Origin of the sequence: Falsibacillus albus (assembly GCF_003668575.1) — a bacterium.
GTDB lineage: Bacteria > Bacillota > Bacilli > Bacillales > DSM-25281 > Falsibacillus > Falsibacillus albus.
In genome coordinates, this window is sequence record NZ_RCVZ01000003.1 from 84,750 (window position 1) to 107,113 (window position 22,364).

Consider the following 22,364-nt stretch of genomic DNA (forward strand, 5'->3'; position numbering starts at 1 on the left):
GGGGTCTCATCTGACCCGCTAATCTCTCCGGAGTCTCACACATTCTGCTCCAATCAACACCAACTGATGAATTTTTTTTATAAAACCATTAAAAACAATAATCTTTTAGAAAACAGCCTTTTATTTAAACAGTATATTTTTCTACATCAATTAATTTTTCGGACGCTTCCCGCTTCTTAGCGATTATGTTGATTGGTGTGTGACGTGTAAATTTGCGAAGTGCAGAGAGCATCATGCGAAGACTGTCGCCATGCTCAACAGCAACGAGTGTTTCTTTAGCATGCTGTTCAATCTCATTGAATGCTTCTTGGCAGAAGATTTGCGTATAAAGCAATTTTTGCTTCGACTTATCCAGCCCGTTCTTCTCGATTGCTTTTTCAGTTCGAAGCACCACTGATTCCATTGCGTATGCATTTGAGACGATATCTGCAATGTTCACAAGTACTTCCTGCTCTTTGTCCAGTGCTTTGCCAAATTTCTGTGCAGCAAGTCCGGCGATCATCAGCCCTATTTTCTTTGCATTTTTCACTAAATATTTTTCTTGATCCAGCGCTTCATCGCCTACTTCTTCTGGCATCATCATCATTAATTCCTCTTGAAGGGCCTGGGCTTTCTGCAAGAGAGGAAGTTCACCCTTCATCGCTTTTCGCAAATAAGTTCCCGGCACCAATAGTCGGTTAATTTCGTTAGTTCCTTCGAATATACGATTGATGCGTGAATCACGGTACATTCTTTCAATCTCATATTCTTGCATGAACCCATATCCACCGTGCAGCTGAACACCTTCATCCACGATATAATCCAATACTTCGGAAGTGAAGAATTTATTCAATGAACACTCAATCGCATACTCCGCAATGGATTTTGCTACTTCAGCCCCATTTTTCACTTCTTCATCCGTTAATCGGCTCATGCGATCCTCGAATAGCCCAACAGTACGGTATACAGAGCTTTCCGCAGCATACAATTTTGATGCCATTGTTGACAATTTCTCTTTCGTTAAATTAAATGAAGAGATTGCCGTTTTGAATTGCTGACGTTGATTTGTGTATTGAACCGTTACTTCAAATGCCCTCTTACTGGCACCAACAGCACCTACGCCTAATTTATAGCGTCCGATATTCAAGATATTAAAGGCAATGACATGCCCTTTACCGGCTTCTCCCAATAGATTTTCAACCGGAACCTCGGCATCCTCAAGAATCAGCGTTCTAGTCGACGAGCTCTTTATCCCCATTTTCTTTTCTTCAGGACCAGTCGATACGCCCGGATACTCTCTCTCAACGATAAATGCAGAGAAATGTTCACCATCGATTTTGGCATAGACAACAAACACATCAGCGAATGCAGAGTTTGTGATCCATTGTTTTTCACCGTTCAAAATATAATGCGTGCCTTCTGCATTCAGCTTTGCAGTAGTTTTTGCACCGAGCGCATCAGAGCCTGAACCTGGCTCTGTCAATGCATAGGCTGCCAGTTTTTCCCCTGTTGCCAATTCAGGCAAGTATTTTTGCTTCTGTGATTCATTTCCGAACAGAACAATCGGTAATGAGCCGATTCCAACATGGGCGCCGTGCGAGATTGAAAAACCGCCTGCACGGGACATTTTTTCAGAAATTAAGGCAGAGCTTACTTTATCGAGCGCCAACCCGCCGTATTCTTCAGGCACATCGGCACCCAATAACCCAAGTTCCCCCGCTTGCTTAAGTAGTTTAACGGATCGGTCGAATTCATGGTTTTCAAGATGTTCCACTTCAGGAACTACCTCGTTCAACACAAAATCTTCCGTCGTTTTGGCAATCATTTTTTGTTCATCAGTGTAGTCCTCAGGAGTAAATACTTGCTCATATGAAACATCTTCAATTAAAAAACTTCCGCCTTTAACTAATTTATCCGTTTGATTTGACATATAAATGCCTCCTATTTTCTTAAATTAGATTTTAAAGTTGAAATCAATTTCATGAAATCAATTCGAATACTCCCGCTGCTCCCATACCGCCGCCGATGCACATCGTGACGACTCCAAATTGAGTATTACGGCGCTTCATTTCGTGGATCAAGGACAATGTCAGCTTTGCACCCGTGCATCCGAGCGGATGGCCAAGCGCAATGGCACCACCATTGACATTCACGATTTCCTCATTCAATCCCAGCTCTCGGATGACCTGGATCGATTGGGAGGCAAATGCTTCGTTTAGTTCAAATAGGCCGATATCAGAAAGCTCTAATCCTGCAATCTTCAGTGCTCTCGGTATGGCTTCAACCGGGCCGATCCCCATTACTTCAGGTCTTACCCCTGCAACCGCAAAGGATCTAAATTTCACCATCGGAGCCAAGCCGAGGGAGAGTGCTTTCTCTTTATCCATGACCATTACTGCAGCAGCTCCGTCACTTGTCTGCGAAGAATTCCCGGCAGTGACCGATCCTTTCACCGAAAATGCCGGTCGAAGTTTTGCAAGGATTTCACTTGTCGTATTTTCCCTGACTCCTTCATCTCTGGAGAATCTGATTTGCTTTTCTCTTAATTTATTTGATGAATCAATCGAGCGGACATTTACATCCACCGGGACGATTTCATCATCAAACTTTCCTTCTGCAATTGCTTTGGCTGCCTTTTGATGGCTCCTAACGGCGAACGCATCTTGATCCTCGCGGCTGACTCCATATTTAACCGCTACTTGTTCTGCAGTATGCCCCATGCTCATATAGTATTCAGGAGCGGTTTCTGCCAATGAAGCATTCGGCCTGACAACATGCCCCATCATCGGGACGAGGCTCATGGATTCTGCTCCACCTGCAATGACCGTATCTGAATGGCCCAGCATGACGCGTTCCGCTGCATAAGCAATCGATTGAAGCCCCGAAGAACAATAGCGATTGATTGTAATAGCCGGAACATTGGCTGGCAGTCCTGCCAATGCACCTATATTCCTCGCCATATTCAAGCCTTGCTCTGCCTCTGGCATAGCACAGCCGATAATTAAATCATCAATATTTCCATCATAGTTTCCTGCACGTTTTAACGTTTCTTTTACTACCAATGCCCCCAGGTCATCTGGCCGGACAGCGGCAAGTGTTCCTTTTCTCGATTTTCCAACTGGTGTTCTCGCTCCTGATACAATTACTGCTTCACGCATGTCGTTCCCCCACTTTCCATTTGTTTTCAACGTCTATATGTCAGTTGCGAAGCGGTTTTCCTTTTACAAGCATGTGCTGCATCCTTTGCTGTGATTTTTGTTCCCTAACAAGGCTCAGGAAGGCTTCCCTTTCTAAATCCAATAAATATTGTTCATCCACTTCTGTGCCATACGGGACTTTGCCGCCCGCGATCACATTTGCCAATTTCTTCGCGATTTTCAAGTCATGTTCAGAGATGAAGCCGGATAAATGCATGGATTGAGCTCCAAGAAGCAATGTTGCATAACCGCTTTCACCGACGACTGGTACTTTTTTGCGGATTGGCGCTTTATATCCCCTTTCATGCAAGGAAAGCACCGCTTGCTTGGCATCGTATATCAAATGATCGCCATTGACGCTTACTCCATCTGCATGGTTTAGGAAGTTATTGCTGCGCGCCTCGTCTCCTGAAGTTGAAACCTTTGCCATGGCAATCGTTTCAAACACTTTATTCGCTACTTTTTGCAAGTCGAATTCGATGCCATTTGGAAGGCTGTTCAAATGTTTGATGTAGAGTTCTTTATTGCCGCCACCGCCTGGAATCAATCCAACGCCGACTTCAACCAACCCCATATACGTTTCCATGGATGCTTGAACATGTGCTGCAGGGAGGCAGACTTCCGCACCGCCGCCAAGCGTCATGCCAAATGGCGCTGCTACAACCGGCTTGGAACTGTATTTCACTTTCAGCATAGCCTGTTGAAAATGGCGGACAACCATATCGATTTCAAAATCATTATCGTCCTGTGCTTCCATCAGGATCATTGCAAGATTTGCCCCGACACAGAAGTTCTTGCCTTGATTCCCAATCACAAGCCCTTTATAATTTTTCTCCACTTCATCCACAGCAAAATTAATCATTTGGATGATGTCCAATCCGATTGCATTGTTAGGCGAATGGAATTCAAGAACCGCTACCCCATCACCGATATCCACCAGACTGGCACCTGAGTTTTTCTTGATTAATTTCCCTTGTTTCTTCAATTGTTTTAAATTGATCACTTTTGGATTTACTTCTACATTTTGATAGTCGCCATTTTGGTAGAAGGATTCTACACCATCTTCATCCTTATAGAAAGAAGTGATGCCTTTTTCCACCATCTCCGCTACCCATTTCGGTACTGCAAGTCCCTGTTCTTTCATTTTACCGATCGACTTTTCCAAACCAATGGCATCCCATGTTTCGAATGGCCCAAGCTCCCAACCGAATCCCCATTTCATGGCACGGTCAATCGAAACGATGTCATCTGCGATGGTTCCAAGCAATTCAGCAGAGTAAGTAAGAACTGGTGCGATAATATCCCAGAGCAATTGCCCCGCTTTATCCTGTGAATATACAAGCGTTTTCAATTTTCCCTTTACGCCTTTTTCCTGCTTGCTCATTTCCAGTGCAGGCGTTCTTAATTTTTTTCTTTCCTCATATTCAAGCGTTTCTGGATTCAATTGCAGGATTTCTTTCCCTTGTTTTAAATAGAACCCTTGGCCTGACTTGCTTCCAAGCCAGCCTTTGTCCAGCATTTTCTTCATGAATGCAGGAACATCAAAGACTTCCTTTTCTTTTCCGTCTACTTGTTCATATACGTTGTTTGCAACATGGACAAATGTATCCAGACCAACGACATCCAGCGTGCGGAAGGTTGCACTTTTCGGACGTCCGATCAACGGTCCTGTGACAGAATCCACTTCACCGACACTATAGCCGCCTTTAAGCATTTCCTGAACAGTTACGAGGAGACCGTAAGTACCGATTCTATTCGCGATAAAATTCGGTGTGTCCTTTGCAAGGACGACTCCTTTACCGAGGACATCCTCCCCATATTCCTTCATAAACTTCACAACTTTATCATCAGTATGTTTAGTTGGGATCACTTCCAAAAGCTTTAAGTAGCGAGGTGGATTAAAGAAATGCGTTCCCAAGAAGTTCTTTTGAAAATCTTCAGATCTTCCTTCAGCCATCGCTTCCACTGAAATACCAGACGTATTGGAGCTGATAATGCTCCCAGGCTTACGGTATTTCTCGACTTTTTCAAATACTTTTTTCTTGACATCCAAATTTTCAACCACCACTTCAATGATCCAATCGCAATCGGATAGGGCAGCTAAATCATCTTCCATATTTCCAGCTGTGATTAATTGTAAATTATCTTTCACAGTCAGCGGTGCCGGCTTTTGTTTTAATAATTTTTTTAGCGCACTTTGGCTGAACCGGTTTCTCACTTGCGGATCCTCCAAGGTCAATCCCTTCGCTTTTTCATCTTCTGTCAATTCAGTCGGGACGATGTCCAGAAGCAATGCAGGAACCCCGATATTAGCTAAATGTGCTGCAATTCCTGATCCCATTACTCCAGATCCAAGAACAGCCGCTTTTTTAATGTGATGAGTCAAGGCAACTTCCCCCTTTGTGTATTTTGAATGAACACTCATTCATTTTATGCTCAAAAAAATTTCCCGCGAATGAGTTATAATACTTATACTATATAAGATTTTCTGAAATCTCGCAATAATTTAAACTTTAAAATAAGGTAAATTTTCTAAATATTTTTTGGCCGTTTCAAACATACTTAAATCTTTTTAAGGGCAAACTATGTCCGGAGGTGATTCCGGAATGGCCAAGCATAAAAAAGATCCATCAAAAGCTGCTGTCAGTGCAGCAAGTGTAAAAGGTAACGCTGGACCTACAGTCGAAGATGATGGCGGAGGAAAACGGAACAGCCAAAATAACCAATTCAAAAAACCTTAATTCAATGTTCTTAGTACAAAGGGTTGTGGAAGGTTGATTTCCGTGGAAGGACACTCGCTTTCCGAGGCGCGGGTGGTGAGCCTCTTCGCTTCGCTGCGGGGGCTCGTACCTTCCGCTCCAATCACACGATTCCCGCAATTTTTCTATAATTTTAGTCTTGAACTCCATTTATTCTGCCATTTAAACTCCACAACTGGCATGTCAAAATTCAATAAAAAAAAGAAGGCTGAATCATTTTCAGCCTTCTTGCAGTTTTTACTTTGCGATGACGCCTTTCAAAACAAACGCGACATTAGCAGGACGTTCAGCCAGACGGCGCATGAAATAACCGTACCAATCCGTGCCATAGGGAACATAGACGCGCATTTTATAGCCTTCGTTCACAAGCTCCAACTGACGCTCCGGACGAATTCCATAAAGCATTTGGAATTCAAATTGATCTTTAGGGATGTTATGCTCCTCTACGAGCTGTTTGGTATATTCAATCATGGAATCATCATGTGTCGCCACTGCGGTATAATTCCCATTTAGAAGATGCATTTTAATGATTTTTTTATAATTTTCATCTACGTCTTTTTTCTCAGGGAAGGCTACCTCCGGAGACTCTTTGTAAGCTCCTTTTACAAGGCGGAGGTTTGGTGAGTATGCATTAAGCTCCTCCATATCCTTCACTGTCCTGTATAAATATGCTTGAATGACCGTACCGATATTATCGAATTCGGACTTCAGCTGTTTAAAGATTTCAAGTGTTTTTTGGCAGCGGGAATAGTCTTCCATGTCAATCGTGACAAAGACATTATTTTGTGTAGCCGCTTCCAAAATCCTTCTCATATTATTCAATACGATTTCGTCGGAGATATCCATGCCCATGGAAGTCATCTTTAAAGAAAGCTGTGAATTCAAATGTTCTTTTCCAATTGCATTGATGGCAACAATGCAATTATCAGCCATTTCATTCGCTTCCCGTTCATTGTCGACAAATTCTCCCAAGTAATCGATCGTAACGACAAGGCCTTTATTATTCAAATCTTTTATCACATCGACTGCTTGCTTAATTGCTTCACCTGCAACAAACCTTGCTGCACCGAATCGCAAACCATAACGCTTTGCCAATTTAGTTAAAAACTTATTTTTAGATAAAAACAAGAAAAAGTTTCTCATGAGTTGTTCCATGATGTGATTCCTCCTAAACTATCAATCTTAATTAATGACACACCAAACAAATAAGAAATAATAAAAGCCTTAAGCAACGATGAAAACGCTTACTTTTGAGATAAAAAAATTATATTACAATAACCATTTCATCTTACTCAATAACATTATTTTATCATCTTTGAAAAACTTTGGATATAGTTTTTGTCAACGATTGCACAACTTTTTCTCTGTTTTTGTCGAATACTCTTTTTTATTCTTGGAATCATAATGAAGAAACAAAAAATGAAGGAGGTCGTTCAATGTATCAACAGCAGCAAGGGAACCAAATGCAGGAGCCTCCTGCGGTTTTAACCACAAAAGACACCCTATATATTAACGATATGCTTGCTTGGAATCTTTTGGCCATGAAAAAAGCCCATTTTGCAGCAAGCCAGTGTCAGGATCAGGATGTAAAGGCGAAAATCGATCAATGTGGTCAGATGCACCAGAGGCATTACGATCAAATACTTGCTCACCTCAATCAGCATGTTCAAAATAACAATCAATCCATGTAAGGAGGGGATAAAATGCAGCAGCAATCGTCCAATATTCAAAACACTTCCACCCCTGTTCCGCAAACACCGCAAATGAATGACAGGGATTTTATCAATGATGTTCTTTCAATGGAAAAATACATGACCGCTTCGTATTGCACAGCAATGAATGAAGCGAGTCATCAGGCATTTTATCAAGATTTGCTTGCCATCTTCACGGAAACGCAGAATGCTCAGCGTGACTTATTCAACACCATGTTCCAAAAAGGGTGGTATAAGCTTGAAAGTGCAGATCTGCAAAAGCTTAAGCAATCCAGTCAGCAACATCAGGGATATTCAACTCAATTCCCATATGGTCAGCACCTTCAATAGTATTGAAAGAAAACACTAAGCATACCGTTTTTCAACAGGTATGCTTTTCTTATTTATTCCTATAAAATATTTATATACATATGTTTGTTATGGGGGTAAAAACGTGCTGACAAGGAATTTAGCAAATAAAATCGTAATGGAAATGAGAAATCTGCTCAATGAAGAAATCATCGTTGCTAATCCCACCGGAATCATTATCGCTAGTACGGATCAAGAAAGGATCGGCGATTTTCACGAAGGGGCACTTCATACTTGCACCAAAAAAACACTTACTATCATTGCTTCAAATGATACCAAAAGATGGACGGGAGTGAAGCCCGGAATCAATCTGCCCGTCTTCTTTCATGAAGAGGTTATAGGCGTAATCGGGATAACTGGAGACCCAAGGACAGTTTCACCATTTGGGGAAATTGTGAAAAAGATGACCGAGCTTTTGATACAGGAGAACTATTATATTGAAGAAATGAACCTCGCAGCCAGGTCGCTGGAAGCTTTGGTTTTCGACTGGCTTGAAAAAGAGCCCATCGATGAATCCTTCAAGTCAAGGGCGGCTGCACTTGGTTTCGACCTTACCCTTCCTTTTCGGATCGCCTTAATTCACACCATAGCCTCATTTGGCACAAGGTTTCCTTCCTCCTTCATTTCGAATTGGAACCACCTCCATCCATCCCGTCATTTGATTAGATGGGGAAACGATCGACTCTTATACATCATGGATGCTTCGGCAATGAGGCTCCTTCATGATGTCAGGGATGATCTTCTCTCATTGAAATCAATGTTGGAATCTGAGCTTCAATGTTCCGTTGCCATAGGAGTGGGCTCGTCTATAGATGCTGTTAAAATCAGGATATCCTATCAGCAGGCCGAGCGGGCATTGAAATCTGCTGCTGCAACGGAAGAGATCATATTTGAATCTGACCTGACAATTGAAATGATCACACAGGAAATAAATAAAGATATCCAAAAACAATACTTAGCAAGAACGATTTCCCCCCTGTTGGACAATGATAATTTATTGAGCACCCTTCAGGCATTTTTTCACTGCAACATGGCCTTTAATGAAACAGCAAGTTATCTTCACATTCATATCAATACCTTGCATTATCGCCTGCGAAGGATCGAAGAGATGACCGGTCATAGCCTTAAAACGGCAAAAGGATTAGTTGCTCTTTATATTGCGCTTTCCTTTTTGGAGGATTCAACAAAATTATTCGAATAGATTGCCATTTTTTCAGTTGATTATACATAGAGTTTCTATCCTTCCTTTTCTATACTTATAAATAACAGGTCTTTTCATAATAAATCTAAGATCGTATGAGGTTGATTTCCGCGGAAGGATGCTCGCTTTCCGAGGGGCGGGCGGTGAGCCCTCAGGAGTCTCGCACCTTCCGCTCCAATCAACATCTAAGGGCGAATGATTTACAAGATATCCTTTTAAAAACAACAATCTTTTATAAATTCGCCTTTTGTCATGTTTGTTGATTTAACTATGAATCAATGGATTCCTATAGAAAAGAATCTAAATAGAACAGATCGGAGGTAGCAAGATGATTTCTACAAAAGTATTACAGGAATTTCAATCAATCGTCGGTGTTGAAAATGTCGATGATTCAAAAGCTGGCAGATTAGTATATTCCTATGATGCAACACCTCAATTTCAATCCATGCCTGATGCCATCGTAGCCCCAAGAACCACAAAGGAAGTAGCGGAATTGCTGAAGGTGTGCAATGCACACCAGATTCCCATTGTTCCAAGGGGATCGGGAACAAACCTTTGTGCAGGAACATGCCCTTCGGAAGGGGGGATCGTTCTCCTGTTCAAACATATGAACAGGCTTTTGGAGCTCGACCACGAGAATTTAACGGTGACCGTCCAGCCTGGAATCATTACGCTTGACCTGATTAATGAGGTAGAAAAACATGGTCTTTTCTATCCCCCAGACCCTAGTTCGATGAAAATATCAACGATCGGAGGGAACGTCAATGAAAACTCCGGCGGTCTGAGAGGGCTTAAATACGGAGTGACGCGCGATTATGTACTCGGATTGGAAGCCGTCCTTGCCAATGGAGATATTATCAGGACCGGGGGAAAGCTGGCCAAGGATGTTGCCGGGTATGACCTGACTAGATTATTAGTCGGTTCGGAAGGCACACTTGCAATCATAACGGAAGTGACGCTTAAATTGATCCCAATGCCGGAATCAAAGAAAACCTTGCTCGCACTTTATGAAGACATGGATGCTGCAGCCAAAACCGTCTCCAGCATCATCGCTGATAAAATCATCCCAACCACTTTGGAGTTTCTCGATCAGCCAACCCTCAAGGTCGTCGAAGATTTCGTTAAGATTGGACTTCCTACCGACGTGAAAGCTGTCCTACTGATTGAACAGGATGGGCACCCGGATATTGTCGCAAGGGATATTGAAAATATAACCAAAATTTGTTTAGCAGAACGCGCTGTTTCGGTGCAGGCAGCCAAGTCTGAGGAGGAAGCAGAAGCATTGCGTACTGCAAGGAGGTCTGCTTTATCCGCCCTTGCCCGTTTGAAGCCCACTACTATTTTAGAGGATGCAACCGTTCCCCGTTCTCAAATCGCCAATATGGTCAAAGCCATCAATGAAATTGCAATCAAACATCAATTAAATATTTGTACATTCGGACACGCCGGTGACGGAAACCTCCATCCGACAGTTCCTACGGATGCCCGCAATTCAGAAGAAATGGAACGAGTTGAGCTGGCTTTTGCAGAAATTTTCGCTCATGCCATCGACCTTGGCGGAACGATAACGGGGGAACATGGAGTAGGAATGATGAAAGCCCCCTACTTAGAATGGAAACTTGGGAAAGAAGGGATTGCTGCAATGAAAGCAATTAAATCTGCCCTCGATCCGCTTAACATTCTAAATCCAGGAAAGATATTTGCCAAGGACTCGAGAAAACGCGTGGTGATTTCTAAATGACGACCATGAAAGAACAAAAAAACATCCAAGAACAATTCAAAACAAGGATGAACGAGGATGAACTCCTTAATTGTATGAGGTGTGGATTTTGCCTTCCTTCCTGCCCAACCTACATCGAGTCAGGATACAATGAAGCTCATTCACCCAGGGGGAGAATCGCCCTCATGAAGGCTGTCGTGGACGGAATCATCGAACCGGATGAGGATGTCGAGCATTCCTTGAATTTGTGCCTTGGCTGCCGTGCATGTGAGCCAGTCTGTCCTTCAGGTGTAAAATACGGCCATTTATTAGAGGATGCCAGGGATATTATACATCAGAACAAAAAACATTCCTTGCCTGCAAGAATCACGAGAAAGGTGGCTTTTGAAGGATTGTTCCCTTATCAGAATCGAATGAGGGCAGTCACGAACCTTCTCGGTCTTTATCAGCGATCCGGCCTGCAGAGTGCCGTTAGAAAAATCGGTTTGATGAACTTTCTACCAGACCACCTCTCTTCCATGGAGAAGGTCCTTCCTTCAGTGCCTAAAATGAAAGAAATGGGAAATCGCCCTGTCCACCTCAAGGCAATGGGGCAGAGAAAAGCGAAAGTGGCATTTTTCAGCGGATGTTTAATGGATACAATGTTCATGACGACAAATAATGCTACATTGAAGCTTCTGCAGATTGCCGGGTGTGAAATCCATATCCCTGAGAAACAAGCGTGCTGCGGTGCGCTCCATGGCCACAGCGGAGAAAAGAATCAAGCCAAGGAAATGGCCAAGCGCAACATTGAAGCCTTTGAGGGCATCAATGCAGATTATATCATCACGAATGCAGGGGGCTGCGGTGCATTCTTGATCGACTATGACCATCTATTAAAGGACGATCCCAACTACTGTGAGCGGGCCGTTCATTTTAAGTCAAAGCTAAAGGATTTATCCAACATACTGGTCGAATTGAACTTTCATGAGGATCAAAACCTCAGCCTTCCCCCTCAAAGTGTGACATACCAGGATTCATGCCATTTGCGAAATGTCATGAATACGAAACATGAGCCAAGGACCCTTCTTCAGTCCATCAACGGCATTCGTTATATCGAAATGAAGGATGCCGACCGCTGCTGTGGATCAGCAGGAATTTACAATATCGTAGAAGCAGAGATGTCGATGCAGATTTTGGATCATAAAATGAAAACAGCCAAGCAAACGAACGCCGCAACAATCGTAACAGCCAACCCTGGATGTCTGCTGCAAATGAAACTCGGAATCGAACGTGAAGGACTCAGTCACAAGATGCAAGCTGTCCATATCGCTGATTTTCTGCTGCAGGCAGTTGATGGCAAAGAATGACTCTGAATATTCAAACCTCTGAATATTCGAAAGGGAACGGCTGGATCAAAAAAACTCCTGTATGTCTTGGAGACATACAGGAGTTTTCATTATTCCTTCGATTCCTTTGCCCGATGCTCTTCATTTAACTTCTTAATTTCCAAAATAATATTTTTCATTTCTTCTTTGCCTTCCGGATACAGCCCATTCCAATGCTTGGCCAATGCCGGCATTGTTTTGGAAATATACGTGTACAAGGCCCATATTTTCACTTTTTCATTCAATTCAGGTGTCGCATCACCTGTCAGAAGTTCTGTATATTTATCGATCAACGCTTCAAACTGTTCGACAAATTCTTCATTCATCGTAAGTCCGCCTTTCATTTTGGATTAACATCAGCATAACGGACAGGTTATGTACCGTCTACCTTTTTATCTTTATAAAGGTTGCGTTCTTAGAGATTGCCGTTTTTTTACGATTTTATTTAAAAACTCACTATTTGTTGTGATTGGAACGGAAGGTGAGAGACTCCGAAGGGATGAGCGGACAAGAAGAGGAAGCTCACCGCCCGCCACTCGTAAAGCGAGCATCCTGAAGCGGAAATCAACAATACTCTACATCATTTCGCAAACAGAAATTCATAAATCTCCATATTACGGTAACAATAACCTTATGTATAGAACCGACGACATTGGGGTGAGATGAATGTGGCCTTTTTCCCATAAAAAAAAGAAATCCAGCAGCGAACAGAAACAAAGCCCTAAACAAACTTACCAGAGCTTTCAGGATGAGGCTGCAAAATCCGAGGATTTCAAAAAGATTTACTATTTGAACAAAGAATCCAATTTGAAGTTTTGCTTTGAATTCATATCCACTCTTGTCGATGAAGACATCCTGCAAAAAGATGTGCTTCCATACTTATTAAAACGGCCATTCACTCATATCGAACAAATTCAGGATATCCTTCCCATCGCAGATATGACCATCAGCGATGATGTCACCCAAATTGAACAAAAGCTCTTTAACGGGTATGTCCTTTTGAAGCTGGAAAATGAAAAAAAGAAATTCGCCTTCATTGCCGCCCAAAAGGAAATTGTAAGAAGTGTGACACAGCCTGAAGTGGAATTCAGCGTCATTGGCCCGAAGGAAGCATTCGTCGAGTCCATCGATCAAAATATCAACCTTGTCCGAAAGCGGCTCCCGATAAAAGAACTCGTTGTAGAGCGGTTTGTCATCGGCAGTCTGTCCAGGACACAGGTGGGGGTCCTCTATATTGACGGCATTACCAATAAAGAAAATATCAATACCGTCAAACAAAGAATTCAAGCTATCGACTTTGATCAAATCAATGACAGTTCCTACGTTGAACAATTAATAGCAGACAATTCCCATTCGATCTTCCCGCAGCTTGTCGACACGGAGCGTCCGGATCGCACAGCAGCGGTCTTGTCGGAAGGGAAAATTGTCATCATAGTCGATGGATCTCCGCTTGCTTTGATCGGACCGACAACGCTAGTCGAATTTTTCAATGCGTTTGAGGATTATTTTTTAAATTGGTATATTGCCTCATTCCTTCGCCTGCTTCGCGTCTTTTCGGTATCATTTTCTGTCCTGATCACACCGATATACGTTGCCGGCCTCACCTATCACTATGAGCTGATTCCAAAGGATCTGATGGCAACATTGATCACCTCAAGACAGCAAATCCCGCTTCCACCCATTCTGGAAGCGCTGTTTTTGGAATTAACCATTGAACTGCTCCGGGAAGCAGGGGCAAGGCTGCCTACAAAGGTCGGACAGACGATCGGTATCGTAGGCGGTATCGTGATTGGGACCGCATCGGTGGAAGCAGGACTGACAAGTAATGTCCTTCTTATTATCGTAGCGCTGGCGGCACTTGCTTCTTTCACAACGCCTGTCTACAAAATGGGCAACACCATCCGGATTCTGCGCTTCCCATTCTTGTTATTTGCACAGCTTTGGGGACTGCTTGGCATTGTGTTTTGTTTTTCGATTTTGATGACGCACCTGCTTCAGCTCACATCTTTGGGAAGGCCATTTTTGGAACCACTTTATCCTCCAAGATGGAATGATTTAAAAGACGCTCTGATACGGCTCCCCTATAATAAACAAGCAATTCGTCCGGAATATTTAAGGACTGAAAAACCTGTAAGATTCAAAAAGAAAGACGCCACCCGCAAGATTGATATAGACGAGTAGCAACGGAGGTTATCACATGCAGTCCATCCCTGAATCAAGAAAGATCTCTCAATACATCGTTTTCTTCACGGTGACATCCATGCAGGTTGGGGTCGGTGTTTTAGGGTTTCAGCGCATCATCGCCAAAATTGCGGGCTATGATGCATGGATGAGTATTTTGATCGCCGGAATTGCCACACATATCGCTATGTTTATTATTTATCAAATTTGCGAAAAAGGCGATGGGGATTTATTAAACGCACAAAAGATGGTTTTTGGAAAGTGGATTGGAAATGTGTTCAATCTTTTCTTTGCAATTTATTTTTGTCTACAATCCATCACTGTATTAAGGACTTACTTAGAAGTCATCCAAGTATGGATGTTTCCTACGCTATCTAATTTCTGGTTCAGTCTATTGTTTTTACTGCTTGTACTTTATATCGTCAATGGGGGATTCAGGGTCGTCGCAGGGGTATCTTTCTTCGGGACGATTCTCCCCAGCTATTTGTTGCTGCCATTCCTTATGGCCATTCCCCACTCGGATTACCGAAATTTATTGCCTGTTTTCAATAGTTCCATAATGGACATCCTTAACGGTACATATAGCATGTCTCTTACGTATCTAGGCTATGAGACCCTTTTGGTTTACTTCCCTTTCATCAAAGAACCGCAAAAATCCAAAAAATGGGCACACCTTGGACTTCTTGCGACTACGATGACCTACTCATATATAGCCATCATAACATTTGGCTATTTTAGTCAAGGGCAGCTGCAAAAAACGATATGGGCTACCCTATCCTTATGGAAAATTGTTGAGCTCCCATTTGTGGAAAGATTTGAATACATCGGCATCGCCAATTGGTGTTTGATCATCCTGCCTAACATATGCATTGCACTTTGGTGTGCAAGCAGGATCATGAAAAGGACCTTTCCTATCACCCAACGTGCCTCCGTCTTAATTTTGGCCGTTGTCTGCTTGGTGGCGGTTTCTCTCTTTGAAACGAGGCTTCAAATCAATTCATTGAACGATATCCTTGGAAAGGTAGGCTTTTACCTCAATTTTGTATATGTACCCCTTCTTTTTCTATTATTGCTGTTTGTTAGGAAGGTGAAAAAGAAGTCATGAAAAAATGGATTATTCTACCTCTTTGTTTAATGATCTTAACCGGATGTGTGGAACAAGAAATTATCGACGATTTAAATATTGAGACGGCTGCAGGCTACGATAAGGCACAAGGCAAAAATATTTTAGGAACAGCCCTTTTTCCGGCATATCAAAAGGATAAAACGATTGAGAATGTCACCATGTCAGCAATCGGGAAATCCAGCCGGGACATTTTGGCCAATCTGGAAAAACAATCTACAGAACCACTTGTCACCGGGAGTTTACAAGTCGTACTATTCGGGGACACCCTCGCACGTCAAGGCTTGGTCCCGCTTGGGGATGCCCTTCACCGCGATGCAAGCATCGGTGCAAGGATCTTCCTGGCTGTGACTGAAGACGGGACAGCGCAATCACTGCTTCAGGGCAACTATGGAAATCGCGGAAACGGAATGTATATCTATAACCTGCTCAATCACAATATTAAATCGAGGGATGTCCCGACGACCAATCTTCACGATTTCTTGTTTGACTATTATCAGCATGGAAAATCACCTTTTTTGCCTTTGTTAAGGCAAATCGGACCAAACCAAATGGAGATTTCAGGGATTGCAGTATTCGATCAAGATAAATATGTCGAAAAAATCAATGCAGACCATATGTTCTTCTTTAAACTGCTCGTAGATAAATACAGCGAAGGCACACGAGTCGTGCAGTTAAAAAAGGAACGTGCAGCCATCAGGAGCATCGACTCCAAAAATAAAATAAAAATCATCCGACACGATGGAGAGGTGTCGGCAGTCATCAGCATAAAAGTGAAGGGAATCATTCGTGAATATACAGGGCAAGGCTTGAACCCAATAAAAATAAAACAAATAGAAAAAGCATTTAAGCACGATGTCCAACAACATTGCGATGCCATGGTCAAAAGATTTCAGGAACTTGGAGTCGATCCGATCGGAATCGGTTTCAGAGTGTCTAATTCAGACCGTTCGTTCGACATTAAAAAATGGCGGCAGCAATATCCAAATATCAAAATCACCGTCAAGCCGGAAATCATCATCACGGAATCCGGTACGGTGGAATAATAGAAAAGGCTGATGTTGTAACACCTTTCCATAAAGAAATTCATCATATGGGATTGATTGGACGGAAAGCGAGCATTCTGCAGCGGAAATCAACTTTGCACAAACTTTGAATAATAGCATCAAACATAATGAAAAGAGACTATTAAAAATATAAAAAAAGGCTGTTCCATCATTCCTGGACAGCCTTTTCTTATCATGCTTCAGAAGAAAACATATATTTTTTATAATGGTAGCGGATCGAGAAAATCAAGCCTATTGCAAACATATTTCCCATGATCGAGCTCCCTCCATAGCTGATGAACGGCAGGGGAATCCCGGTAATGGGGAGAAGTCCGATGGTCATGCCGATATTCTGGAATACGTGGAAGGTGATCATCGCAATGACGCCGGAGCAAATATAGGAATAAAAATCATTCTTTGTCTCCAGACCTGCCTTTGTAATATGATAAATCAGCATAAAAAATAGGCTGACCAAAACACTGCCACCGACAAATCCGAACTCTTCCCCTACGATGCTGAAAATAAAATCCGTATGATTTTCCGGAAGATACACATCGCTATGGCCAAATCCTTTGCCCCCAGTCTCACCAGATCCGATCGCAAGCAGCGATCTGGTCAATTGGTATCCTGTCCCGCTTTGGTTGTTATAAGGATCAAGCCAAGAATAAATCCTGCTGAGCTGATACTTATGTACATGCAAATACTTTTCCAAAATATCGGGATACCAAATAACCAACGAAAGAACTGCTGCAGCAATCATAGAAAAACCGCCAAAAATGGGTATGAGAAGCTTCCAAGTGATCCCGGAAACAAAGATAATCCCCAATAAAATGGCGATAAAGACGAGGGACGTTCCTAAATCCGGCTGTTTCATGACAAGAAGCAATGGAATGAACGTCACGATCCCAAGCTTAATCAGCAGCCAGAAATCACTTTTCAATGTTTTGATCAAATTCTTCTGATGATGGTCGACCACCACTCGGGAGAGTGCCAGTATCAAGAACACCTTCACGATTTCCGAAGGCTGCAGCGACCCTACACCCGGTAATTGAAACCAGCTTTTCGCCCCATTGATTCTTGGCGCGATGCTCTCTGGTGCAACAATCAGCAAAAGAAGTAAAAATAGCCCCACACCATAGAAGTACCAGGACAATTTTTTTAATTGATCTGAATCGAATTGAATGACGATGGAGATGATACCGACCCCAACACCATACCACATGACCTGTTTTAGTAAGAAATTCCCGCTGTACTGCCCTGTTTGCTGAGCACTATAAATGGAAATACAGCTGACAATGAACATGAGCATCAAACTAAGAACAAGCCCATAATCAATTTTGCTTGTTGAATTTTGCTGAGAAGTCATCACTTCGTCTCCTCTTTATCAATAAAGTACATGATATTATTATACTGAAACAATGCATTGAAACAAATGAACAAATCGATTTGGGAAAAATTTCACACAGAAAAGCACGGCCGGGTTGATCAGAGGGAATGCTGAGCAGATCCCCTCCTGGATCAAGCATCTTTTTTCAAACCAGCCTGTTCATTCATGATTTTCTCTAATTTAGTCGAGAGCAAATATGGCATCGGTGCAGAACGAAATCTCTTGAAGCCCATTTTTCGCTGCTTATAAATGAGCACAAGAGATGCGTTTTCTTTTCTTTGATCCCATTTATACCGTTCAATATCTTCCCAAGGTACGAGTAATCCGTTTATTAATAAGCCGCGTTCCCTGATTTCAATGATATTGCTGAAAAACAAGATATATGGGAGCGCCGAAAAGGCAGTCAAACCATAGAATGGTTCTACAAATACATTGTAGCTCCATGCAAATAAAACAAAAATGATCCAAGCATATGCTAAATAGATTCCAGTTCGATAAAGCCGATCCTCCGATGTTTTCCATCGAATGAAAAGGCTGTATTCATCGAATTGCTGATTTTTTGGATATTCAACCTTCCCAAGTCGACCTCTTTGATGAAAATTGATGATCAGTTCAAAATAAACAAATATGACGATTCCACAGACTAGAGTGATAAAAGATATATGTATGAAGTTCCCTATATCCATCCCTTTAAGCCTATCCCTCAAATATGATTGTCTGTTTATTATCAGAACTTGCTTTACACGCTTCGATCAGTCGAATGACGTTCAATGCCTCTTCCGCTGTCACAGGTGGTCGCACGCCTTCCCGGATCGAACGATGAACCCCAAGATAATATTGCTTATAATCTCCTTGTTCCGAAGGGAGCGTTCTCGTTTCAAGTTTGCCCGAGCTGTTCATCTTGGAAAGCCTCCCGTACAAATCCGGGTCCTCTTTTCCCCAATCAGCTGCAATCGGGTTTCCGCCTGCCTTCAGTGCATCCTCCTGTCCATCCATACCGAATTTGACAAAGGAACCTCTGTCCCCGTGCAGTTGAAATCTTGGGCCTTGATCAGGAACGATAGAAGAGGAATGAAGGATGACCTTCATCTGCCCATATCCCAGGACAATATGGAAATAGTCCTCTGCTTTTTCCGGATCCCTTTGTGCATCTACATCAGCCGACACCCAGTCAGGAAAGCCAAAAAGCTGTAAGGTTTGATCGATCAGATGCGAGCCCAAATCGTATAAAACACCTGATCCGGCAATGGCGTTTTCCTTCCAGCGATCCTTTACTTGCGGGCGGAATCGATCGAAGTGTGCTTCATAAGAATAAAGGTTCCCCAGCTCCTCATGCTCAAGTAGGGATTGAATCGTCAGAAAATCTGCATCCCATCTGCGATTATGGAAGATGCTAAGCATTCTTCCTTTTTCTTTTGCCAGGTTGCAAAGCTCTATTCCCTCAGCGGAAGTTACGACGAATGGCTTTTCAACCACTACATGCTTCCCAGCCACAAGACATTTTTTTATCATATCAAAATGGAGATGATTGGGGGTCGTAATGATGACCAATTCAACATCATGATCATCCAAAACCTCCTCCAGCTTCCCCACTACGGTTGTATCCGGAATATCCGATTTCACTTTTTCCTCATTAGCGGACATTACCTTTTTCAAGTGAAACTGCGGCATATTTTTGAGAAAAGGGGCGTGGAAAGTCGATCCAGAGAATCCATATCCAATCAGCCCGGTATTAATTGCACTCATAGTTTCCTCCAAGCCTTCAATTTTATCTAAGACTATACTATCATAATATTATGTGTGGATGGATACTCACAATTGAAAAATTGCTCATTTGCCGGCTACCATATAAAATAAGGATGGATAGATAAAGGAGGAAATAAGACATGCAAGGAATCAAAAATATCGAAACATTCGAAGAGCTCATTGAAAACCAGGAGCCGATCGTCGTGAAATTTTTCGCTGACTGGTGCCCTGACTGTAGAAGAATGGATATGTTCATCGATGAAATCATCGATGAGTATAACAATTATAAATGGTATGAATTAAACAAGGATGAAATGCCTGAGCTGGCTGATAAATATGATGTCATGGGGATTCCCAGCCTATTGATATTCCAAGATGGCAAGAAGATCGCTCATTTGCACAGCGCAAATGCAAAATCCCCTGAGCAAGTGAAAGAATTTTTGGAGTCTGTGTAAAAGCTTCCCATTGAGGAAGCTTTTTTATTTGGTGTTTTCTTAAAGGGTTGGTTTTATCTGCGAAATCGGACCTTTTATCTGCGAAAATTTCAATATATCGATTATTCGAGTGAATCCGACATTCTCCGCTTCTTTTTACTTAAAATGGAGATTGAAGGATCACCTCCCCCCTCAGAAAACGAGCATCCTGCAGCAAAAATCAACCACGTCTTTTCATAAACTTTTTTAAAAAACCCCTCCACCCCCTTCCCATTTAAAGGAAAAAAACATATAATATATTTAGATGTTTATCTAAATGTCTAAAAGAAAGGAAAAGGGATATGAATTCTTCTTTTAAAGCATTGTCAGATCCGACCAGAAGGAAAATCCTGCAGCTCTTGAAGAAGGGCGATTTAACGGCAGGGGAGATTGCAGAGCATTTCAACATCTCTAAGCCAAGCATATCTCACCACTTAAGCGCTTTGAAACAAGCAGAATTGATCTTGGACGAAAGGCAGGGACAGCACATCGTCTATTCGCTGAATTCCACTGTCGTACAAGAAATCATGTCCTGGTTTATGGATTTTTTAGATGATAAGGGGGATACTCGACATGAACAAAAAAAATAAATTCTGGGATTTGCATGATGCTATAATTTTCTTCATTTGCTTGATTCCGATTTTCATCGCTTTGATCTACTATAAAGATCTTCCCGATTCAATGGCTATCCACTTTGGTCCAAGTGGGGAGGCAGATAACTACCAATCAAAGAGTATGTTCCTTGTGATCCTGGTGCTTACAAATCTCGGCGTCTCGCTGCTTGTGAAATTCAGCCGATTTATCGATCCACGCAAACAGAATTACAGTAAATTTATGCGAGCTTTTTTGAAGACAAGATACATCATAGCGGTTCTTCTTGGAGGCATAGGTACGGCAACCATCTATTTCAATCTTGGGTATGCAATCGATATTAAGCTGATTGTCCTCATCGGAGTCGGAGCCGTTTTTATCGGTCTTGGAAACTACATGGGACAGCTGCGGTCCAATTTCTTCATCGGCATCCGGACTCCTTGGACACTGTCCAGCGAAGAGAATTGGCGAAAGACCCACCGATTGGCAGGTCCATTATTCATGTTATGCGGAGTCCTTTTCATGATCTGCGGGTTTTTGCCGGGCGAAATTGCCTTTAAAGTGATGCTCGGGATTATTTTTCTTCTTGCCTTGTTTACTTATGGCTATTCGTATTACCTCTTTAAAAAAGGAATATGAGCAGCGGGAAATCCCACTGCTCATTTTTTTTGGGCAATGATGTAAAAACGGTGGGCTTTTACATCAAAGAAGCCTTTACTTTCAATCTCTTGATGAAGTTTAAATAAAAAATCCCTATATTTTTCGATCGAGAAATCATTGATTTGCCAAGGGATCGCCTTCAAGTAATAAATGACGGCTCCTATATCATAGAGGCGCGTGACCGGGTAAGCCTCATCTGACGTGGTGATGGAAAAGCCCGCTTCGATAAGCTTGTCAATGGCTGTTTTCAAATTCCAATCGGAGTAATCGAATTGATCAAGTGCGTCAAGCTCGATATTCAATCGCTGTAAATCGAGTCCGCCCACCTGCTGAGTAACGAATGTCCCTCCATCCTTAAGGACTCGTTTAACCTCTGATGCGTCAAATGATTCGTGCCGGTTAATGACCAGTTCAAATTGGTCATCCTGAAAGGGCAAGAGATCATCTTCGCCTACCTCCTTCACTTCGACACCGATCGGTTCCAATCGGTCTTTCGCGATGGAAATATTCGGTTGGTATCCTTCCGTTGCATATGTATTTTCAGGCAGGGGCATGATCATGGAAAGAAATTCTCCTCCACCCGTTCCCATATCCAACATGGTGTCAACAAGCTGTTTCTGTTTCATCACTATCGATCCGTAGCTCCATGGAAGTGGTTCTGTATCCATGCGGTTCGTTTCGGCGAGAAATGAAAAATCCCAGCCGCTGAAAGGGCTCTCGGCTTGTTTCACATAGTATTCAAATAATTCCTCTACACTCAATGGCTTTCTCCTTCCTTATCCAATTTTTTTTTGAATTGTAACATAATGAATGAAAATAAAATAGCAGAATGGCCCATGGCATCCTGCTAATCCATACCTATTGATTTATGTGT

General features: G+C 42.4%; 21 protein-coding genes. 12 read left to right on the forward strand and 9 right to left on the reverse strand.

Translation table 11 applies throughout. The features are described from left to right. Positions 1-124: 124 nt before the first annotated feature. From D9X91_RS05520 to D9X91_RS05530, 3 genes are read right to left on the reverse strand one after another with little or no spacing between them, the layout of a single operon-like run. Positions 125-1,909 (reverse strand): acyl-CoA dehydrogenase family protein, encoded by a 1,785-nt coding sequence (locus D9X91_RS05520; RefSeq protein WP_121679586.1) that lies wholly within the window; start codon positions 1,907-1,909, stop codon positions 125-127. 49 nt (positions 1,910-1,958) lie between these two features. Continuing rightward, on the reverse strand, positions 1,959-3,137 hold the full coding sequence (locus D9X91_RS05525; protein ID WP_121679587.1) for an acetyl-CoA C-acetyltransferase: 1,179 nt from the start codon (positions 3,135-3,137) through the stop codon (positions 1,959-1,961). 40 nt (positions 3,138-3,177) lie between these two features. Next, the gene (locus D9X91_RS05530) at positions 3,178-5,562 is read right to left on the reverse strand and encodes a 3-hydroxyacyl-CoA dehydrogenase/enoyl-CoA hydratase family protein (RefSeq protein WP_267900800.1); all 2,385 of its coding nucleotides are present in this window, start codon (positions 5,560-5,562) and stop codon (positions 3,178-3,180) included. A 220-nt stretch (positions 5,563-5,782) separates the two neighbouring features. On the opposite strand from D9X91_RS05530, the gene D9X91_RS05535 reads away from it, so the two are divergent. After that, on the forward strand, positions 5,783-5,917 hold the full coding sequence (locus tag D9X91_RS05535; protein ID WP_121679589.1) for a YuzL family protein: 135 nt from the start codon (positions 5,783-5,785) through the stop codon (positions 5,915-5,917). A gap of 255 nt (positions 5,918-6,172) precedes the next feature. Here the strand turns inward: D9X91_RS05535 and D9X91_RS05540 are convergent, their stop codons facing one another. Beyond that, entirely contained in the window at positions 6,173-7,090 is a 918-nt protein-coding gene (locus D9X91_RS05540) for a proline dehydrogenase family protein (protein ID WP_121679590.1), read from the reverse strand. Between the two features lie 281 nt (positions 7,091-7,371). Here D9X91_RS05540 and D9X91_RS05545 point away from each other — a divergent pair, with 281 nt between their 5' ends. The 5 genes from D9X91_RS05545 to D9X91_RS05565 all read left to right on the forward strand — a co-directional run bounded on the left by D9X91_RS05545 (position 7,372) and on the right by D9X91_RS05565 (position 12,265). After that, the gene (locus tag D9X91_RS05545; protein WP_121679591.1) at positions 7,372-7,626 is read left to right on the forward strand and encodes a hypothetical protein; all 255 of its coding nucleotides are present in this window, start codon (positions 7,372-7,374) and stop codon (positions 7,624-7,626) included. Positions 7,627-7,638: 12 nt separating this feature from the next. Beyond that, positions 7,639-7,977 carry a spore coat protein gene (locus tag D9X91_RS05550; RefSeq protein ID WP_121679592.1) on the forward strand — a complete coding sequence of 113 codons (339 nt, stop codon included), beginning with the start codon at positions 7,639-7,641 and terminating at the stop codon, positions 7,975-7,977. A gap of 103 nt (positions 7,978-8,080) precedes the next feature. Beyond that, a complete protein-coding gene (locus D9X91_RS05555; protein WP_158598245.1) occupies positions 8,081-9,196 on the forward strand; it encodes a CdaR family transcriptional regulator in 1,116 nt (371 codons plus the stop codon). Positions 9,197-9,524: 328 nt separating this feature from the next. Further along, on the forward strand, positions 9,525-10,937 hold the full coding sequence (glcD, locus tag D9X91_RS05560) for a glycolate oxidase subunit GlcD (RefSeq protein ID WP_121679594.1): 1,413 nt from the start codon (positions 9,525-9,527) through the stop codon (positions 10,935-10,937). Continuing rightward, on the forward strand, positions 10,934-12,265 hold the full coding sequence (locus D9X91_RS05565; protein WP_121679595.1) for a (Fe-S)-binding protein: 1,332 nt from the start codon (positions 10,934-10,936) through the stop codon (positions 12,263-12,265). Before glcD ends, D9X91_RS05565 begins: the two co-directional genes overlap by 4 nt. Positions 12,266-12,354: 89 nt before the next feature. Here the strand turns inward: D9X91_RS05565 and D9X91_RS05570 are convergent, their stop codons facing one another. Continuing rightward, positions 12,355-12,609, reverse strand: a complete 255-nt coding sequence (locus D9X91_RS05570) for a DUF2573 family protein (protein WP_121679596.1) — start codon at positions 12,607-12,609, stop codon at positions 12,355-12,357. 340 nt (positions 12,610-12,949) lie between these two features. Here D9X91_RS05570 and D9X91_RS05575 point away from each other — a divergent pair, with 340 nt between their 5' ends. The 3 genes from D9X91_RS05575 to D9X91_RS05585 are packed head-to-tail and all read left to right on the forward strand — an operon-like array spanning position 12,950 to position 16,633. Further along, on the forward strand, positions 12,950-14,464 hold the full coding sequence (locus D9X91_RS05575; RefSeq protein ID WP_121679597.1) for a spore germination protein: 1,515 nt from the start codon (positions 12,950-12,952) through the stop codon (positions 14,462-14,464). Between the two features lie 16 nt (positions 14,465-14,480). Then, complete coding sequence (locus D9X91_RS05580; RefSeq protein WP_121679598.1) at positions 14,481-15,569, forward strand: GerAB/ArcD/ProY family transporter; 1,089 nt, start codon at positions 14,481-14,483, stop codon at positions 15,567-15,569. Continuing rightward, on the forward strand, positions 15,566-16,633 hold the full coding sequence (locus D9X91_RS05585; protein WP_121679599.1) for a Ger(x)C family spore germination protein: 1,068 nt from the start codon (positions 15,566-15,568) through the stop codon (positions 16,631-16,633). The genes D9X91_RS05580 and D9X91_RS05585 overlap by 4 nt, the downstream gene beginning before the upstream one ends. Before the next feature lie 193 nt (positions 16,634-16,826). Here the strand turns inward: D9X91_RS05585 and rodA are convergent, their stop codons facing one another. The 3 genes from rodA to D9X91_RS05600 form a co-directional block, all read right to left on the reverse strand. Continuing rightward, positions 16,827-17,999, reverse strand: coding sequence for a rod shape-determining protein RodA (gene rodA, locus D9X91_RS05590; protein WP_121679600.1), 1,173 nt, complete (start codon positions 17,997-17,999; stop codon positions 16,827-16,829). A 152-nt stretch (positions 18,000-18,151) separates the two neighbouring features. Beyond that, complete coding sequence (locus D9X91_RS05595) at positions 18,152-18,706, reverse strand: DUF5673 domain-containing protein (RefSeq protein ID WP_121679601.1); 555 nt, start codon at positions 18,704-18,706, stop codon at positions 18,152-18,154. Between the two features lie 10 nt (positions 18,707-18,716). Continuing rightward, positions 18,717-19,766: an oxidoreductase gene (locus tag D9X91_RS05600; protein WP_121679602.1), complete on the reverse strand. Its 1,050-nt coding sequence runs from the start codon at positions 19,764-19,766 to the stop codon at positions 18,717-18,719. Between the two features lie 140 nt (positions 19,767-19,906). Here D9X91_RS05600 and D9X91_RS05605 point away from each other — a divergent pair, with 140 nt between their 5' ends. From D9X91_RS05605 to D9X91_RS05615, 3 genes are all read left to right on the forward strand, one after another. Continuing rightward, complete coding sequence (locus D9X91_RS05605) at positions 19,907-20,221, forward strand: thioredoxin family protein (RefSeq protein ID WP_121679603.1); 315 nt, start codon at positions 19,907-19,909, stop codon at positions 20,219-20,221. 320 nt (positions 20,222-20,541) lie between these two features. After that, a complete protein-coding gene (locus D9X91_RS05610; protein WP_121679604.1) occupies positions 20,542-20,829 on the forward strand; it encodes an autorepressor SdpR family transcription factor in 288 nt (95 codons plus the stop codon). Continuing rightward, complete coding sequence (locus tag D9X91_RS05615) at positions 20,813-21,469, forward strand: SdpI family protein (protein ID WP_158598246.1); 657 nt, start codon at positions 20,813-20,815, stop codon at positions 21,467-21,469. Before D9X91_RS05610 ends, D9X91_RS05615 begins: the two co-directional genes overlap by 17 nt. 20 nt (positions 21,470-21,489) lie before the next feature. Here the strand turns inward: D9X91_RS05615 and D9X91_RS05620 are convergent, their stop codons facing one another. Next, positions 21,490-22,251 carry a class I SAM-dependent methyltransferase gene (locus D9X91_RS05620; RefSeq protein ID WP_233569707.1) on the reverse strand — a complete coding sequence of 254 codons (762 nt, stop codon included), beginning with the start codon at positions 22,249-22,251 and terminating at the stop codon, positions 21,490-21,492. Positions 22,252-22,364: the final 113 nt, after the last annotated feature.

Excerpts from the sequence above, each read along its gene's own strand:
- D9X91_RS05580 (WP_121679598.1), top strand. The coding sequence starts at position 14,481 with ATGCAGTCCATCCCTGAATCAAGAAAGATCTCTCAATACATCGTTTTC.
- D9X91_RS05595 (WP_121679601.1), bottom strand. The coding sequence starts at position 18,706 with ATGGATATAGGGAACTTCATACATATATCTTTTATCACTCTAGTCTGT.
- D9X91_RS05585 (WP_121679599.1), top strand. The coding sequence starts at position 15,566 with ATGAAAAAATGGATTATTCTACCTCTTTGTTTAATGATCTTAACCGGA.
- D9X91_RS05545 (WP_121679591.1), top strand. The coding sequence starts at position 7,372 with ATGTATCAACAGCAGCAAGGGAACCAAATGCAGGAGCCTCCTGCGGTT.
- rodA (WP_121679600.1), bottom strand. The coding sequence starts at position 17,999 with ATGACTTCTCAGCAAAATTCAACAAGCAAAATTGATTATGGGCTTGTT.
- D9X91_RS05605 (WP_121679603.1), top strand. The coding sequence starts at position 19,907 with ATGCAAGGAATCAAAAATATCGAAACATTCGAAGAGCTCATTGAAAAC.
- glcD (WP_121679594.1), top strand. The coding sequence starts at position 9,525 with ATGATTTCTACAAAAGTATTACAGGAATTTCAATCAATCGTCGGTGTT.
- D9X91_RS05565 (WP_121679595.1), top strand. The coding sequence starts at position 10,934 with ATGACGACCATGAAAGAACAAAAAAACATCCAAGAACAATTCAAAACA.
- D9X91_RS05570 (WP_121679596.1), bottom strand. The coding sequence starts at position 12,609 with ATGAATGAAGAATTTGTCGAACAGTTTGAAGCGTTGATCGATAAATAT.
- D9X91_RS05520 (WP_121679586.1), bottom strand. The coding sequence starts at position 1,909 with ATGTCAAATCAAACGGATAAATTAGTTAAAGGCGGAAGTTTTTTAATT.
- D9X91_RS05615 (WP_158598246.1), top strand. The coding sequence starts at position 20,813 with ATGAACAAAAAAAATAAATTCTGGGATTTGCATGATGCTATAATTTTC.
- D9X91_RS05610 (WP_121679604.1), top strand. The coding sequence starts at position 20,542 with ATGAATTCTTCTTTTAAAGCATTGTCAGATCCGACCAGAAGGAAAATC.
- D9X91_RS05535 (WP_121679589.1), top strand. The coding sequence starts at position 5,783 with ATGGCCAAGCATAAAAAAGATCCATCAAAAGCTGCTGTCAGTGCAGCA.
- D9X91_RS05575 (WP_121679597.1), top strand. The coding sequence starts at position 12,950 with ATGTGGCCTTTTTCCCATAAAAAAAAGAAATCCAGCAGCGAACAGAAA.
- D9X91_RS05600 (WP_121679602.1), bottom strand. The coding sequence starts at position 19,766 with ATGAGTGCAATTAATACCGGGCTGATTGGATATGGATTCTCTGGATCG.
- D9X91_RS05540 (WP_121679590.1), bottom strand. The coding sequence starts at position 7,090 with ATGGAACAACTCATGAGAAACTTTTTCTTGTTTTTATCTAAAAATAAG.
- D9X91_RS05550 (WP_121679592.1), top strand. The coding sequence starts at position 7,639 with ATGCAGCAGCAATCGTCCAATATTCAAAACACTTCCACCCCTGTTCCG.
- D9X91_RS05525 (WP_121679587.1), bottom strand. The coding sequence starts at position 3,137 with ATGCGTGAAGCAGTAATTGTATCAGGAGCGAGAACACCAGTTGGAAAA.